General features: G+C 73.6%; 2 protein-coding genes. Both read right to left on the bottom strand.

Features of this window, described 5'->3' with window-relative positions; all coding sequences use genetic code 11:
- Positions 1-70: 70 nt before the first annotated feature.
- Positions 71-280 (bottom strand): MbtH family protein, encoded by a 210-nt coding sequence (locus ACFVW8_RS34465; RefSeq protein WP_389697133.1) that lies wholly within the window; start codon positions 278-280, stop codon positions 71-73.
- Positions 277-14,532, bottom strand: coding sequence for an amino acid adenylation domain-containing protein (locus ACFVW8_RS34460; protein WP_389697131.1), 14,256 nt, complete (start codon positions 14,530-14,532; stop codon positions 277-279). The genes ACFVW8_RS34465 and ACFVW8_RS34460 overlap by 4 nt, the downstream gene beginning before the upstream one ends.
- Positions 14,533-14,814: the final 282 nt, after the last annotated feature.

Raw genomic sequence — 14,814 nt, 5'->3', positions numbered from 1 at the left:
ACCCCCCCCTCACCACCCCGCCCCCGCCCCTCGGTTACGGTCTCCCGGTGGGGCGGCGGCTGTGTGCTCTTCAGCCCTGGAGGGCGATGAGGCTGGCCGGCCGCAGGTCCGTCCAGTTCGCCTCCACGTGGGCGAGGCACGCCTCACGGGTGTCCGCGCCGAACACGGTCCGCCAGCCGGCCGGCACCTCGGCGAAGGCGGGCCACAGCGAGTGCTGGTTCTCGTCGTTGACGAGGACCAGGAAGGTGCCCTGCGGGTCCTCGAACGGGTTGGTCGTCATGCGTTTTCACTCCTCTTGGACGGTGCGGTGAACAGCTCGGACAGCGGCTGTTCCGGATGAGTTGCCACACGGTGCAGCAACTCCAGATATTCGTCGGCCAGTTGGCGGGCCTTGGTGGTGCCCAGCAGGTCGGTGGCGTGGATCAGCGCGCAGTGCACCGGGCCCTCCCCGCGCGGCTCGTGGAAGCTGAGGGTCAGTTCGGCCCGGGTGACGCCGGTCGGTACGGCCTCCAGTGAGCCGATGCCACCCTCCAGCTGTGCCGCGTCGGCCTGTTCGTGGTGGATCACCATGACCTGCGGCCCCCGCGGCGGCAGCCCGGTGGCCCGCACGACCGCGTCGAACGGGACGTCCTGCCGGTCGAGGGCGCTCAGCGTCGTCTCCCTTACCCGGGTCAGCAGTTCGGCGAAGGTCGGGTCGCCCGCCGTGTCGGTCCGCAGCACCACTGTGTTGAAGAAGCAGCCGACCAGATCGGCGAGCCGGTCGTCGGTGCGTCCGGCGACCATCGTGCCGATCGGCAGATCGGTGCCCGCGCCGTGCCCGGTGAGCAGCGCCGCGAGGGCCGAGTGGAGCACCATGAACATGCTGGTCCCGGTGGTACGGGCGAGCCGGTCCACTGCGGCGTGGAGCTCCTCGTCGAGGACGAACCCGACGCGGTCCCCCGGCCGGGTGGCCGGGTCCTGGCCGGCCGGGCGCGGACCATCGGCCGGCAGGGCGAGCCGCCTCGGCAGTCCGTCGAGCGTCCGGCGCCAGTGGGCGAGCTGCTGCCCGCCCCGGCTGTCCGGGTCGGCGAGGTCGCCCAGCGTGTCGTGCGCCCAGTGGGCGTAGTCGCCGTAGCCGACCGGCAGCGGCTCCCAGGCCGGCGCCCGGCCCTCGGCACGGGCCGCGTGGGCCGTGACCAGGTCGCGGAAGAGCGGAACCACGGACCATTCGTCGACGGCGAGGTAGTGCATGGTCAGCAGCAGCGCCTGCCTGCCGTCGGGGCCGGTCAGCAGATGTGCCCCGAGCGGCGCCTCCACCGACGGATCCGGTGCCCGGCCGACGAGTTCGGCAAGGCGGGAGTCCAGGCCGGCGCACGTCTCGACGGTCAGGACGGGGGCGTCGGCGGGCCGCTGGTACAGGACACCGTCCCGTTCGGTGAAGGCGGTCCGCAGCGGCTCGTGCCGGGCCACCACATCGGCGAGCGCCGCGGCCAGGACCCCGGCGTCGAGCCCTCCCGCGGAGCGCAGCGTCAGCGCGTGGTCGACGCCGTGCCCCCCGCGGCGGGACTGCCACTGCCAGTTCTGCACGGGCGCCGCCCTCGGGGGTTCGGTTCGCTGCACGGCCGGGCGCAGTGCGGGGCGGGCGGCTGCCGCACCTTCCAGCGCGCCGGCGACCCCGGCGACGGTGAGCGCGTCGAAGACGTCCCTGATGCTCAGCTCGACGCCGAACTCGGTGCGGATACGTGCCAGCAGCCGCATCGACGCCATGGAGTGGCCGCCGAGCGCGAAGAAGCTGTCGTGCACACCGACGTCGTCGAGCTTCAGGATCTCGCAGAACAGTGCGGCGATCCTGGCCTGGGTGCCGGTGGCCGGCCGGGCGTCGCCCGTCATCGCGGACCAGTCCGGCGCGGGCAGCGCGGCCCGGTCCAGCTTGCCGTTGGGCGTGAGCGGCAGCGGGCCGTCCAGCGGCACCACCAGGGCCGGAACCATGTACTCGGGAAGCAGCCCGGCCACATGGGCGCGCAGCTCCTGCGGGTCCGGATCGCCGGACTCGGGCACGGCGTAGGCGATCAGCCGGACGATGTCGCCGTCCCGGTCGGCGACGACCGCGGCCTGGGCCAGCGCCGGGTGCCCGGCGAGCGCCGCCTCGATCTCACCCAGTTCGATACGGAAGCCGCGCACCTTCACCTGGGTGTCGGCCCGGCCGAGGAAGTCGAGGTTGCCGTCCCGGCGCCAGCGGGCACGGTCGCCGGTGCGGTACATCCGGCTGCCCGGTGCGCCGAAGGGATCGGCGACGAACCGCTCCGAGGTGAGCGCCGCCTTGCCGAGGTAGCCGCGGGCGAGCCCGCGCCCGGCGACGTACAGCTCCCCCACCACTCCGGGCGGCACGGGCCGCAGACCCTCGTCGAGTACGTAGGCACGGGTGTTGGGGTCAGGCCGGCCGATGGGCACCCGGCCGGCCGGGCTGCCGCCGTGCTCGCGGGCGGGCCAGAGCGTCGAGTTGACCGTCGCCTCGGTGAGTCCGTACGCACAGATCAGATGGGCCTTGGCGCCGAAGCGGCCGAAGAGGTCCGGCGGCACCGTCTCGGTGCCCACCAGGACGGTGGATCCCTCGGGCAGTTCGCAGCCGGGCGGGAGCGCAGACACCAGGGACGGCGGCAGGATCATATGGGTGATCCGCTGGTCCGCGAGGAATTCCGTCAGCGCCGGTCCCGCGACCCGGGCCTCGTCGGTGATGAGCACGAGCCGGCCGCCGTGGCACAGCGCCATGGAGAGCTCGAAGACGAAGACGTCGAAGCCGGTGGAGGCGAACTGCAGTACCCGGCTGTCGCGTTGCAGGCCCATGCGGTCGACGGCGGTGGCCACGAGGGAGGCAATTCCCTCGTGGGGCACGACCACGCCCTTGGGGCGCCCGGTCGAGCCGGAGGTGTAGATCACGTACGCGGCCCGGTCCAGGCCGACGGGACCGCCGGGCGCTGCCGTCCGGGACGGTGCGTCCAGGGCCGCCGCGGTGTCCGGTGCGTCCAGCAGCACCACGGGCACACCCGCGACCCCGGGGATCTTCCCGGCGACGGGCTCGGTGCCGACCACGAGGGCGGCCCCCGAGTCCTCGATCATGTAGCTGAGCCGGTCCGCCGGGTGGACCATGTCGAGCGGCAGGAACGCGGCGCCGAGACGCAGCGTCGCGAGCACGGTGGCGACCATGTCCACGGACCGGGGCACGGCCACGCCGACCACGCTCTCGGCGCCCACTCCATGAGCGGCGAGCAGCCGGGCGATGCGCCCGGCGCGGTCGTCGAGCTGCGTGTACGTCACCGAGCGGGAGCGGTCGACCACCGCGACGGCCTCGGGCCGCTCGGCGAGCCGCCGCGCGAACATCTCCGGCAGGGATTCCTCGTCGACCTCCCGGGCGGTGGAGTTGAAGTCCTCCAGGACCGACTGCCGTTCGGGGGCGCTGAGAATCTCGGCCCGGGAAATGGGCTGTCCGGGCGCGGCGGCGAACGCGGCGACCAGCGTGCGCAGCCGCTCGCCGAGCCGCTCGGCGGTGTCCCGGTCGAAGAGCTCGGTGGCGAACTCCAGCCGGCAGCCGAGCGAGCCGGGGCCGCCGTCCGCCGCGATGTGCTCGGTGAAGCTGAACACCAGGTCGAACTTGGCGGACCGGATCCGGAACGGCACGTACTCCGTCTCCAGTCCGGGCAGCCGGAGCTCGTCGCCGGTGCGGGCGTGGTAGCCGACCATCACCTGGAAGAGCGGGTTTCGGGAGAGCGAGCGCGTCGGGTTGAGGGCCTCCACGACCGATTCGAACGGCACGTCCGCGTGGGAGAACGCCGCCAGGTCGGTGTCCCGGACCCGGGCGAGCAGCTCGGTGAAGCTGGGGTCGCCGCTCACGTCGGTGCGCAGCACCAGGGTGTTGACGAAGAACCCGACCAGTTCGTCCAGCGCCTCGTCGCCGCGCCCCGCGATCGGGGAGCCGAGCGGGATGTCCGTCCCCGCGCCCATGCGGTGGAGCAGAGCGGCCACGGCCGCGTGCACCACCATGAACATGCTCACGCCGGACTCCCGGGCGATCTTCTTCAGCCCTTCGTGGACCTGGGCGTCGAAGGCGATGTCGAGTTCGGCCCCGGAGAACGCCGGACGGGCGGGCCTGGGCCGGTCGGCGGGCAGCTCCAGCTCCTCCGGTGCACCGGCCAGCGCCGCACGCCAGTAGGCCAGTTGGCGGGCGGCCAGGCTGTCCGCTTCGGTGGCATCACCGAGCAGCCGGGCCTGCCACAGGGCGTAGTCGGCGTACTGGACGGGCAGCGGCTCCCAGCCGGGAGGCGTGCCGTCGAGGCGGGCCGCGTACGCGGTGGCCAGGTCCCGCAGGAACGGCCGGTCGGACCACTCGTCGGTGGTGATGTGGTGCAGCAGCAGCACGACGACGTGGTCCTCGGGTGCCAGCTCCACGACGGTGGCGCGCAGCAGCAGTTCGGCGGCGAGGTCGAACGGCCGGTTGACGACGGTGTCGATGATGCCCGGCACCTCGTCCTCGGTGGCCCGGAGGGGCTCCATCACGGGGTGCGCCTGCTCGACGGGCAGTACCCGCTGGAGGACCTGACCGTCAGGGCCGGCGAAGAAGACTGTTCTCAGCGCCTCATGACGTTCCGCCACATCGGCGAGAGCGGCACGGAACGCTTCTTGGTCGAGTGGGCCGCGCAGCCGCATGGCCAGCGAGAAGTTGTACGCGGCCCAGGTGCACTCGATCTGCTGGATGACCCAGAGCCGCTGCTGGGCGTGGGACAGCGGCAGCCGGTCCGGCCGCTCGCCTGCGGTCAGCGCCGGACGGGTGGAGCCGTCGGTGCGGGCGGCGCGCGCCACCAGTTCGGCGACGGTCGGTGCCTCGAAGAGGTCCCGGATCGCCAGCTCGGCGTCGAGCGCGGTGCGGGCCCGGCTGATCAGCCGGGTCGCCAGCAGCGAGTGCCCGCCCAGGTCGAAGAAGTCGCTGTCGATGTCCACACTGCCCGCGGGCAGCCCGAGCACCTCGGCGAACAGCGCACAGAGCGTCTCCTCCCGCGGGGTGCGGGGAGCGCGGCCGCTGCCGGTCCCGGCGAGGTCGGGGGCGGGCAGGGCCCTGACGTCCAGCTTGCCGTTGACGGTCAGGGGCAGCGTTTCGAGGGTGACGAGCGCGGCTGGGACCATGTAGTCCGGCAGCCCGGCCTTCAGATGGCCGCGCAGCCGCCCGGCCAGCGCGCCGTCGGTCCCGGCGCCCTCCTCGGGGACGACGTAGCCGACCAGCCGCTTGGTGCCCGCCCGCTCCGACACGACGACCGCGGCATGTGCGACCTCGGGGTGCGCCGACAGGGCGGAGGAGATCTCGCCCAGCTCGATGCGGTAGCCGCGGATCTTCACCTGGTCGTCGGTGCGGCCGAGGAAGTCGAGGAGCCCTTCGGGGCGTTGGCGTACCAGGTCGCCGGTGCGGTACATGCGCTCGCCCGGCTCGCCGAACGGATCGGCGACGAACCGCTCGGCGGTCGTGCCGGGCCGGTCGTGGTAGCCGCGGGCCAGTCCGGTGCCTGCGATGTACAGCTCGCCGGGGCTGCCCGGCGGTACGGGGCGCAGCATCGGGTCCAGCACATGGGCGCGGGTGCCCCGGATCGGCACGCCGACCGTGGAGGTCGCGCTGTCGGACGTGGAGGCGCCGAGGGTGTTGATGGTGTACTCGGTCGGCCCGTAGAGGTTGTAGCCGTAGGTGCCCTCGGTGCGGCGCAGCCGGGCCCACACCGTGTCGGGGACCGCCTCGCCGCCGAGCAGGACGAGCGCGGGCCGGTGCTTTCCGGCGTCCTCGTCCCGGTCGAGGAGGCCTTCCTCGATGAGCAGTTGGGCGTAGGTGGGCGTCACGTTGACGACGTCGATGCGGTGGCTGTCGCAGTAGGCGACCAGTGCCTCGGCGTCGCGGCGCAGCTCCTCGTCGCAGACGTGCACCTCATGGCCCTCGACGAGCCAGAGCAGTTCCTCCCAGGACATGTCGAAGGCGAAGGACACCGTGTGCGCGATCCGCAGCCGCCGGCCGCCGGCCGAGGCGATGGCCGGGTCGAAGATCTCCTTCTGGTGGTTGAACTGCATGTTCGTCAGGCCGCGGTACGGGGTGACGACGCCCTTGGGCCGGCCGGTCGAGCCGGAGGTGTAGATCACGTACGCGGGGTGGTCGAGGCGGCCCGGCAGCCCGTGCGCGAACGCCGGCCGTTCGGCGTCGGTGATCGCGTCACCCGGGAGGGCGGCCAGCTCGGCTGCCACCGACGGTTCGTCCAGCAGGAGTTCGGGGGCTACGGCCCCCTCCTCGTCGCGCAGGGACGGGGCTACGGCGCTGGTGGACACCAGGCACAGCGGTCCGGTGTCCCGTGCCATCAGGCGCAGCCGGTCGGCCGGATGGTCAAGGTCGAGCGGCAGATAGGCGGAGCCGGTGCGCAGTACGGCGAAGAGCGCGGCGACCATGTCGATGGAGCGGGGAAGCGCGAGTGCGACCACCTTCTCCGGGCCGGCGCCCCGGGCGAGCAGCAGCCGGGCGAGCCGGTTGACGCGGGCGTCCAGTTCGGCGTAGGTGAGGGAGCGTTCACCGAAGACGAGCGCCACGGCGTCGGGGGTCCGGGCGACCTGCTCGGCGAGCAGATCGGCGACGGTCTCGTCGGGCACCGGTTCGCGGCCGGCGCGCTGCGCGGCGGCCGTCGCGGCCTGCTCGGCGGGCAGCAGCAGGTCGAGACCCGCCGTCCCGGCCCCGGCCGCGTCGTCGGCGGCGAGGGCTTGGGCGAGCCGGCCGAGCACGGCCGTGAACCGGTCGAGGATCGTGCGGGCGGCCTCCGCGTCGAACAGGTCGGGCCGGGCCGCCAGGGTGATCCGCAGCCGGCTCCCGGGCGTGACGATCAGGGTGAGCGGGAAATGGGTGCCGTCCACGTTCGACATGGCGGTGATGCCGTGCCGGTGCCGCAGCTGGGCGGCGCGGTCCTCGCCGTCGGCCGAGCGGAGCACGAACAGGGTGTCGAAGAGCCGGCGGTGGCCCGTCTCCTGCTGGAGCGCGCCGAGTCCGACGTACTCGTACGGCATGACGGCCGCGCGTTCCGACTGGATGCGGCGCATCAGGGCGAGCAGCGGCTCGTCGGGGGTGAACGCGATGCGTGCCGGGATGGTGTTGAGGAACATCCCGATGATTCCGGCCGCGTCCGGTACGTCCGCGGGCCGTCCGGCGACGGCGGTGCCGAAGACGACGTCCATGCGGCCGGTCATCGCCGAGAGCACCAGCCCCCAGGCGGCGTTCAGCACGGTGTTCAGGGTGAGCCCGTGCCGGCGTGCGGTGGCGCGCAGCAGTTCACCGGCCTCCGGCGTCAGCACCGTGTCGAAGTCCGCCGGGATGACCGGTCCCGTGTCGCGGCCGGACGGGGCGAGCAGGGTCGGTTCGTCGAAGCCGGACAGCGCCCGGCGCCAGGCGCCGAGGGCCGCCGAGGTGTCCTGCTCGTCCAGCCAGGCGAGGTAGTCGCGGTAGGAGCCGGGGACCGGCAGTCCGGTGGCGTCGCCCGACCGCTCGTACAGCGTGAACAGCTCCTCCAGGAACAGCCACGCGGACCAGCCGTCCCACAGGATGAGGTGATGGGTGATCACGAGCCGGTCCCGGCCGTCGCCGAACCGGATGAGCAGCAGCCGGCACAGCGGGGGCGCGGACAGGTCGAAGCGCTGCCGCCGGTCCGCGGCCAGCAGTTCCCTGGTCCGGCTGTGCTGCTGGGCGGCGGACAGCCCGGAGAGGTCCTCCTCGACGAGCGGGATCTGGGCCCCGTCGACGATGAACTGGACCGGGCGGGGCAGTCCGTCGGCGGTGAATCCGGCCCGCAGCCCGGTGTTGCGGGCCAGCAGCGTGCGGCAGGCGGCACGCAGCCGGTCCGCGTCGACCCGGTGGTCGAAGTCCAGGGTCTCCTGGGAGAGGTAGACGTCGAGCGCCTCGCCCGCGTCGTAGGTGGCGTGGAAGTACATGCCCTCCTGGAGCGGGGAGAGCGGCCAGACGTCGGCGACCGGGAGGGGTCCGGCCACGGTGGCGACGCGGTCGCTCTCCTGCGGTGAGAGCACCAGTGCGCCCAGCGGGGCGGACGGCTCCGGCTGTTGCGGGGTCCCCGCGGCGGAGGTCAGTTGGTCCAGCAGGGCCCGCAGGGCCGGGTCGACGCCGGCGCCGGACTGCTCCTGAAGGGCCAGCACGGCCTGGAGCGCGGCGGCCGCCTGCCCGGCCTCGGCGGCGGGCACGGTCACGGCGTCGCCGGAGGCGGCCGGTCCGGGAGCGGAGGGGACGGCCCGGGCCGGGGCAGAAAGCGCTGCGGCGGCGGCCAGGGCCGCCGGGGTGCGGCACTCGAACACCTCACGGGGGCCGATCGTCAGCCCGCGCGCGCGGGCCCGGGTGGCGACCGTGATCGAGCCGATGCTGTCGCCACCGAGGACGAAGAAGTCGTCGTCCGCGCCGGTCTCCGGTAGGCCGAGCACCTCGGCGAAGATCTCGCACAGGGCACTCTCGCGCTCGTCACGGGGCGCCCGCCCGCCGGTTCCGGCGGCGGGTCCGGCGGCCGGCAGGGCGTTCTGGTCGAGCTTGCCGCTGGGCGTCAGCGGCAGTGCGTCCAGCACCAGGACGGTCCCCGGCACCATGGGCGCGGGCAGCACGTCGGCCAGCGCGGCACGCAGGGCGCCGGTGTCCGGGACGGTGCCGGGGGCGGGCACCGCGTATCCGGCGAGCGCGCCGTCGCGGACGATCACCGCGGCACGGGCGACGCCCGGCAGGGCGGCCAGGGCGGCCTCGATCTCACCGAGCTCGACGCGGTTGCCCCGGATCTTGACCTGCCGGTCGGTGCGGCCCAGGTACTCGACGACGCCGTCGGCGCGGCGCCGCACCAGGTCCCCGGTGCGGTACATGCGCTCGCCCGGCCCGCCGAACGGATCGGCGACGAACCGCTCGGCGGTCGTGCCGGGCCGGTTGTGATAGCCGCGGGCCAGCTGCACACCGGCGAGGTAGAGCTCCCCGGGCACCCCGTCCGGTACCTGGCGCAGGAACGGGTCCAGTACATGCAGCCGGGTGTTCCACACCGGGCGCCCGATGGCGACGGCGGACGCGGCATCGCCGTCGTAGGCGAAGGAGGTCACGTCCACGGCGGCCTCGGTCGGCCCGTAGAGGTTGTGCAGCGGGACGGGAGCCCGTCCGTCACGGGACGTCAGCGCCGTCCAGTCCCTGGCCTGGGCGCCGGTGAGGGCCTCACCGCTGCTGAACACCCGCCGCAGGCTCCGCGCCCAGTCCGGGTGGCCGTCGGCGGAGTCCAGCGCCTGGGTGAACGCGGCCAGCATGGACGGCACGAAGTGCAGCGTGGTGATCCGGCGTGACCGGATCAACTCTGCCAGGTAGCCGGGGTCACGGTGGCCGCCGGGGCGGGCGAGGACGACGGTCGCGCCCGCCACCAGGGGCCAGAAGAACTCCCATACGGAGACGTCGAAGGAGGCCGGGGTCTTCTGCAGGACCCGGTCGTCCGCGCCCAGTCCGTACTCGCCCTGCATCCAGGTGAGCCGGTTGACCACGGCCCGGTGGGTGACGGTGACGCCCTTGGGGCGCCCGGTGGTGCCGGAGGTGTAGATCAGATAGGCCGGGTGGTCCGGTCCTGCCTGCTGTACGGGGGTTGCGTGGACGTCCGTGTCCACGCCGTCCCAGTCGTCCCCGCCGACGAGCAGCCGGCCGAGGCCCGGCGCGGCGGGCAGCCGCCCGGCCGCCTCCGCGGTGGTCACGACCGTACGGGCACCCGAGTCGCCGAGCACGAACGCGATGCGCTCGGCGGGGTAATCGAGGTCGACGGGCAGATAGGCGGCGCCGGACTTGAGGACACCGAGCAGCGCGACCATCAGTTCGGCCGACCGGGGCACGGCGACCGCGACACAGCTCTCCGGACCCGCTCCGCGCGAGCGCAGCCGCCGGGCCAACGCCTCTGCCCGTCGGTCGAGTTCGGCATAGCTGAGGGTGGTGTCCTCGAAGACGACTGCCGTGGCGTCGGGGGTGCGGGCCGCCTGCGCGGCGAAGCGCGAGGCGAGCGTGGCCTCGGGTACGGTCCGCCCGGTGGCGTTGAGCCCGGCGAGGTGGGCGTGCTCCCGTTCGGACAGCACACCGGTCCGTGCCACGGTGCGGCCGGGCTCGGAGACCAGGGTGTGCAGCAGGGCGGTGAACCGGTTGGCGAGGACGGCCACGGTCACCTGGTCGAAGCGGGTGGCGTCGTGCTTGAAGCGCAGCAGCAGCCCGTCGTCGCCGGGCTCGACGACGAGCGCGAGGGGGTAGTGCACGGCGTCGAGGACCTCGCTGCCGGTGATGCCCAGCGCCTCCTGCCCTCCGACGGCGGACAGCTCGGCGGCCGGGTGGTTCTCGAACACCACGAGTGTGTCGAAGAGTTCACCGCCGCCCGTGATCCGCTGGATGTCGGCCAGGCCCAGGTGCTGGTGGTCCAGGAGGGTGGTGTGTTCGTCCTGGACGCGTCGCAGCATTTCGGTGAGCGTTTCCTGCGGGCGGAGACCGACCCGGGCGGGGACGGTGTTGATGAACAGGCCCACCGCACAGTCCAGGCCCGCCACCTCGGTGGTACGGCCGGACACGGTGGTGCCGAAGACGATGTCGCTGCTGCCGGTGAGCGCGCCGAGCAGCAGTGCCCAGGCACCGTGCACGACGGTGCTCAGGGTGAGGCCGTGGGCGCGGGCATACGCGCTGAGGGTGACGGTGAACTCCTCGGGCAGCCGGGTGTCGACCTGTTCCGGCCTGGCCGGGGCCCGTTCCTCGACCGGCGCCGCGACGAGGCCGGAGAGCCGGGTGGGGCCCTCCAGCCCGGACAGTGCCTGCCGCCAGGCGTGACGTGCGGCGTCGCGGTCCCGGGCGGCAAGCCAGGCCAGGTAGGGGCGGGGGTCGGCGGGGTCGGGAAGCTCCTCGCCCCGGTAGGCGGCGGTGAGTTCACGCAGCAGCACGGAGACGGACCAGCCGTCCGCGACGATGTGGTGCAGGGTGAGAAGCAGCCGGTACCGGCGGCCGTCGCGGACGAGCGTGGCGCGCAGCAGCGGTGGCCGTGCCAGGTCGAAGGGCTCGTCCCGGTCGGCGCGGAGCACGTCGTCCAGGGCGGTGTCGGCGGTGTCCGCCTCGCGCCAGGGCAGGGTGACGTCGCCCGCGAGGCGCTGGACGACTTCGCCGCCCGGCAGCTGACGGAACGAGGCGCGGAGCAACGGATGCCGGTCAAGCAGCAGTTGCAGGGCCGATCGCAGCCGGTCCGGGTCGACGGTCCCGTCCAGGTCCAGGAGTTCCTGCACCAGGTAGAGGTCGGCGGCGCCCGCGTCGAACGCCGCGTGGAAGAAGAAGCCCTCCTGGAGCGGCGAGACGGGCAGCGCGTCCTCGTCCAGCACGGCCGCCGCTGTCGGGGCCGCCGGCACGTTTCCGGCAGCGGCGGCCAGGGCGGCGACGGTGCGGAGCCGGAAGATGTCGCGCGGGCTGATCGTGAGACCGGCGTCGCGGGCGCGGTTCACCAGCTGGATCGCGACGATGCTGTCGCCGCCCAGTTCGAAGAAGCTGCTCCGGACGCCCACGGCCGGCAGGCCGAGCAGTTCGGCGAAGAGCGCGGCGAGCACCGTCTCGGCCGGGCCGTCGGGTGCGTCGGTGCCGTTGACCGCCGTCCAGCGGGGCTCGGGCAGCGCGCGGCGGTCGAGCTTGCCGTTGGGCGTGAGCGGCAGGGGCCCGTCCAGGACGACGACGGCGGTGGGCACCATGTGGTCCGGCAGGGCGCCGGCCACCCGGGCCCGGGCGGCGGTGACGGCGCTCTCGGTGGCGGCGGCGTCCCCCTCTCCGGCCAGATAGGCGACGAGGCGCTTGACGCCCCGGTGGTCGTCACGGACGAGGACGGCGGCCTGGGCAATTCCCGGAGCGGCCATGAAGGCGCTCTCGATCTCGCCCGGTTCGATGCGGTGGCCGCGGATCTTGACCTGGCCGTCGGCCCGGCCCAGGAACTCCAGATTGCCGTCGGCGCCCCAGCGGACCCGGTCGCCGGTGCGGTACATCCGGCTGCCGGGCCCGCCGTACGGGTCGGCGACGAACCGCTCCGACGTCAGGGCGGAGCGGCCCAGATAGCCGCGGGCGAGGCCGCGCCCTGCGACGTACAGATCGCCCTCGGCACCCACCGGGACCGGGCGCAGGGCCGAATCCAGGACGTAGGTGCGGGTGTTGGGGTCGGGCCGTCCGATGGGGGCGGGTCCCGGCCGTCCCGAACGTGCCGTCCAAAGCGTTGAGTTGACGCTCGCCTCGGTCAGTCCGTACGCCACCACGACCTGGAGCCGTCCGGTCCAGCGGGCGATCAGCTCGATCGGGACGGCCTCGGTGCCGACGACGAGGACGGCCCCCTCGGGCAGTTCGCAGTCCTGCGGCAGCGCGGAGACGAGTGACGGGGGCAGGATCATATGGGTGGCGCGGTGCTGTGCGATGTAGTCGGTGAGGGCGGGGCCGGCGACCCGCCGCTCGGCGGGGACGACGATGATCCGGCCGCCGACGCACAGCGACATGACCAGGTCCCAGACCGTCACGTCGAAGCCGGCGGAGGCGAACTGCACGACGCGGCTCGCGGCGGTGACACCGATCCGGTCGGTGGCCGTGGCGACGAGGCTGCCGACCCCGTCGTGGGTGACGACCACCCCTTTGGGGCGGCCGGTGGAGCCGGAGGTGTAGATGACGTACGCGGCCTGGTCCAGGGCGACCGGGGTGCCGGGGTCGGTGCCGTCCAGGGCGGCGAGGGCGGCTGCGGTGGCCGGATCGTCGAGCAGGATTCGGGACGCATCCGACTCCGGTAGGAGGCCCGCGAGTTCGCGTACCGTGAGCACGGTGCCTGCCCCCGCGTCGGACAGCATGTAGGCGGTCCGGTCCCGGGGGTGGTCGGCGTCCAGCGGAAGATAGGCGGCACCTGCCTTCATCACCGCGAGCAGCGCCACCACGAGTTCCGGGGACCGCGGCAGGGCCACGGCGACGACGTCCCCCGCGCGCACCCCACGGGAGACGAGGAGCCGGGCGAGCCGGTTGGCGGCGGCGTTGAGTGCGGCGTAGTCCACCTCTCGGTCCTCGTACACGAGCGCGACGGCATCGGGTGAGCGGCGCACCTGCGCTTCGAAGGCGGCGGGCCAGGACAGTTCGGCGACCTCGCGCGGATCGGCGGCGAACTCGCCCAGCAGCCGGTCCCGTTCGGCGCCTGTGGTCAGCTCGATGCGGCCCACGGGCCGGTCGAGGTCCTCGACGAGGGCGCGCAGCACGGCGAGGAAGCGGCGTTCGTGGTCGCGAAGGGTCTCCGCGTCGCAGAGGTCCGCGTCCGCGTCGAGGTGGAGGGTGACGGTGTGGCCGTCGCGGCTCTCGGTGAAGGCGAAGGCCAGGTCGCTGACCGGGCCGAGCCACTCGGGGCGGAGTTCGCTCCGCAGCCCGTCGAAGCCCAGTTCCTCTCCCCCGGGCAGGATGTTGACGGTGGGTCCGACGAGCTCCGGGACGCCGTCGGCCAGGCCGAGGTCCCTGGCCAGGTCCTCGGCGCGGTGGCGCCCGTGCGTGGCCGCGTCGGAGACCACCCGGCGCACGTCGTCGACGAGGGCGGCGCCCGTGGTGCCGGGGCGGACGGTCAGCCGCAGCGGGACGATGTTGGAGACCATGCCCGGGACTGCGGCAGACACGGCGTCCCGACGGGCGGCGACCGGCAGGCCGATGACGAGGTCCTGCTCGCCCGTGACCCGGTGCAGATAGGCGGCGACGGCGGCGATCAGCAGCCGGGAGGGCCGGACACCGGCGCCCGCGGCGGCGGTGTCCAGCCGTTCGGCGTCCTGCGCGGGAAGTCCGGCGGTGCGCCGCAGCCGCCGTGTCATCAGGGACGGGGCGCGTTCGACCAGACGCACGGGCTCGGGACGGCCTGCCAGCCGCTGCTGCCACCAGGCACGGTCCGCCTCGTGCTGTGCGGAGGCACGGTAGTCCCGGTCGGCGTCCACGAGCCGGTTGAGGGACCAGTCGGGGCGGGCGGGGGCGTGCTCGCCCTGGGTGTAGAGCTCACCGGCACGGCGGGTGAGCAGGGTCACGCCCATCCCGTCGAGCACGATGTGGTGGTAGCGCTGGTACCAGCGGACGTGGTCGTCGGCGAGCCGGAGCAGCGCCTGGGCGAAGAGCGGTCCCCCGCCGAGGTCCACGGGCCGTTCACGTTCGGTGGCCGTCCAGTCGGCGGCGGCCGTCTCGGGGTCGGGGGCATCGCGCAGGTCGACGACAGGCACCTCCACGGGTACGGCCGCTCGGCTCTGGCGCGGGCCGCCGTCCCCCGGGGTGAACACGACGTGCAGACAGTCGGCTTCACCGACCGCCTGCCGGACGGCTGCGGTGAGCCGGCCGAGGTCGATGCCGCCGCGCAGGTCCAGGGCGAAGACGATGTTGTAGGCGGAGCTGTCGGGCTCGATCTGCTGGGCAAGCCAGATCCCGGCCTGTGCACCGGTCACGGGTGTTCCGACGGTGGATGTCCGGTCCGGCTCGGCGTCAAACATCGTACGAATGGCCTTTCCCTGGTGACGTACGGCAAGGAGAGGGCGTCCCGTGCGACGGCGTGCCGGGCCGGCACACCGCCGTACGAGCACCTCCGGTCGGTCGTCCTGCTGGGGCGGGGAGGCCGGCTACTTGACGGCCGTCAGCAGGGGCACGATCCGGTCGATCGCGTAGGGGATCGAGAGGACCGTGTTGAAGGAGAACGCGGCGCCGATGTCCGGGTCCTGGTAGGGCACGAACAGATCCCGCTTGTCCTTGGTGACCTTCAGGTTCCTGTACAGCGG

Source organism: Streptomyces sp. NPDC058221 (assembly GCF_042882365.1).
Classification (GTDB): Bacteria; Actinomycetota; Actinomycetes; order Streptomycetales; family Streptomycetaceae; genus Streptomyces.
Note: the sequence above shows the minus strand (reverse complement) of the source record. Positions and strands in the feature narration are given on the sequence as shown.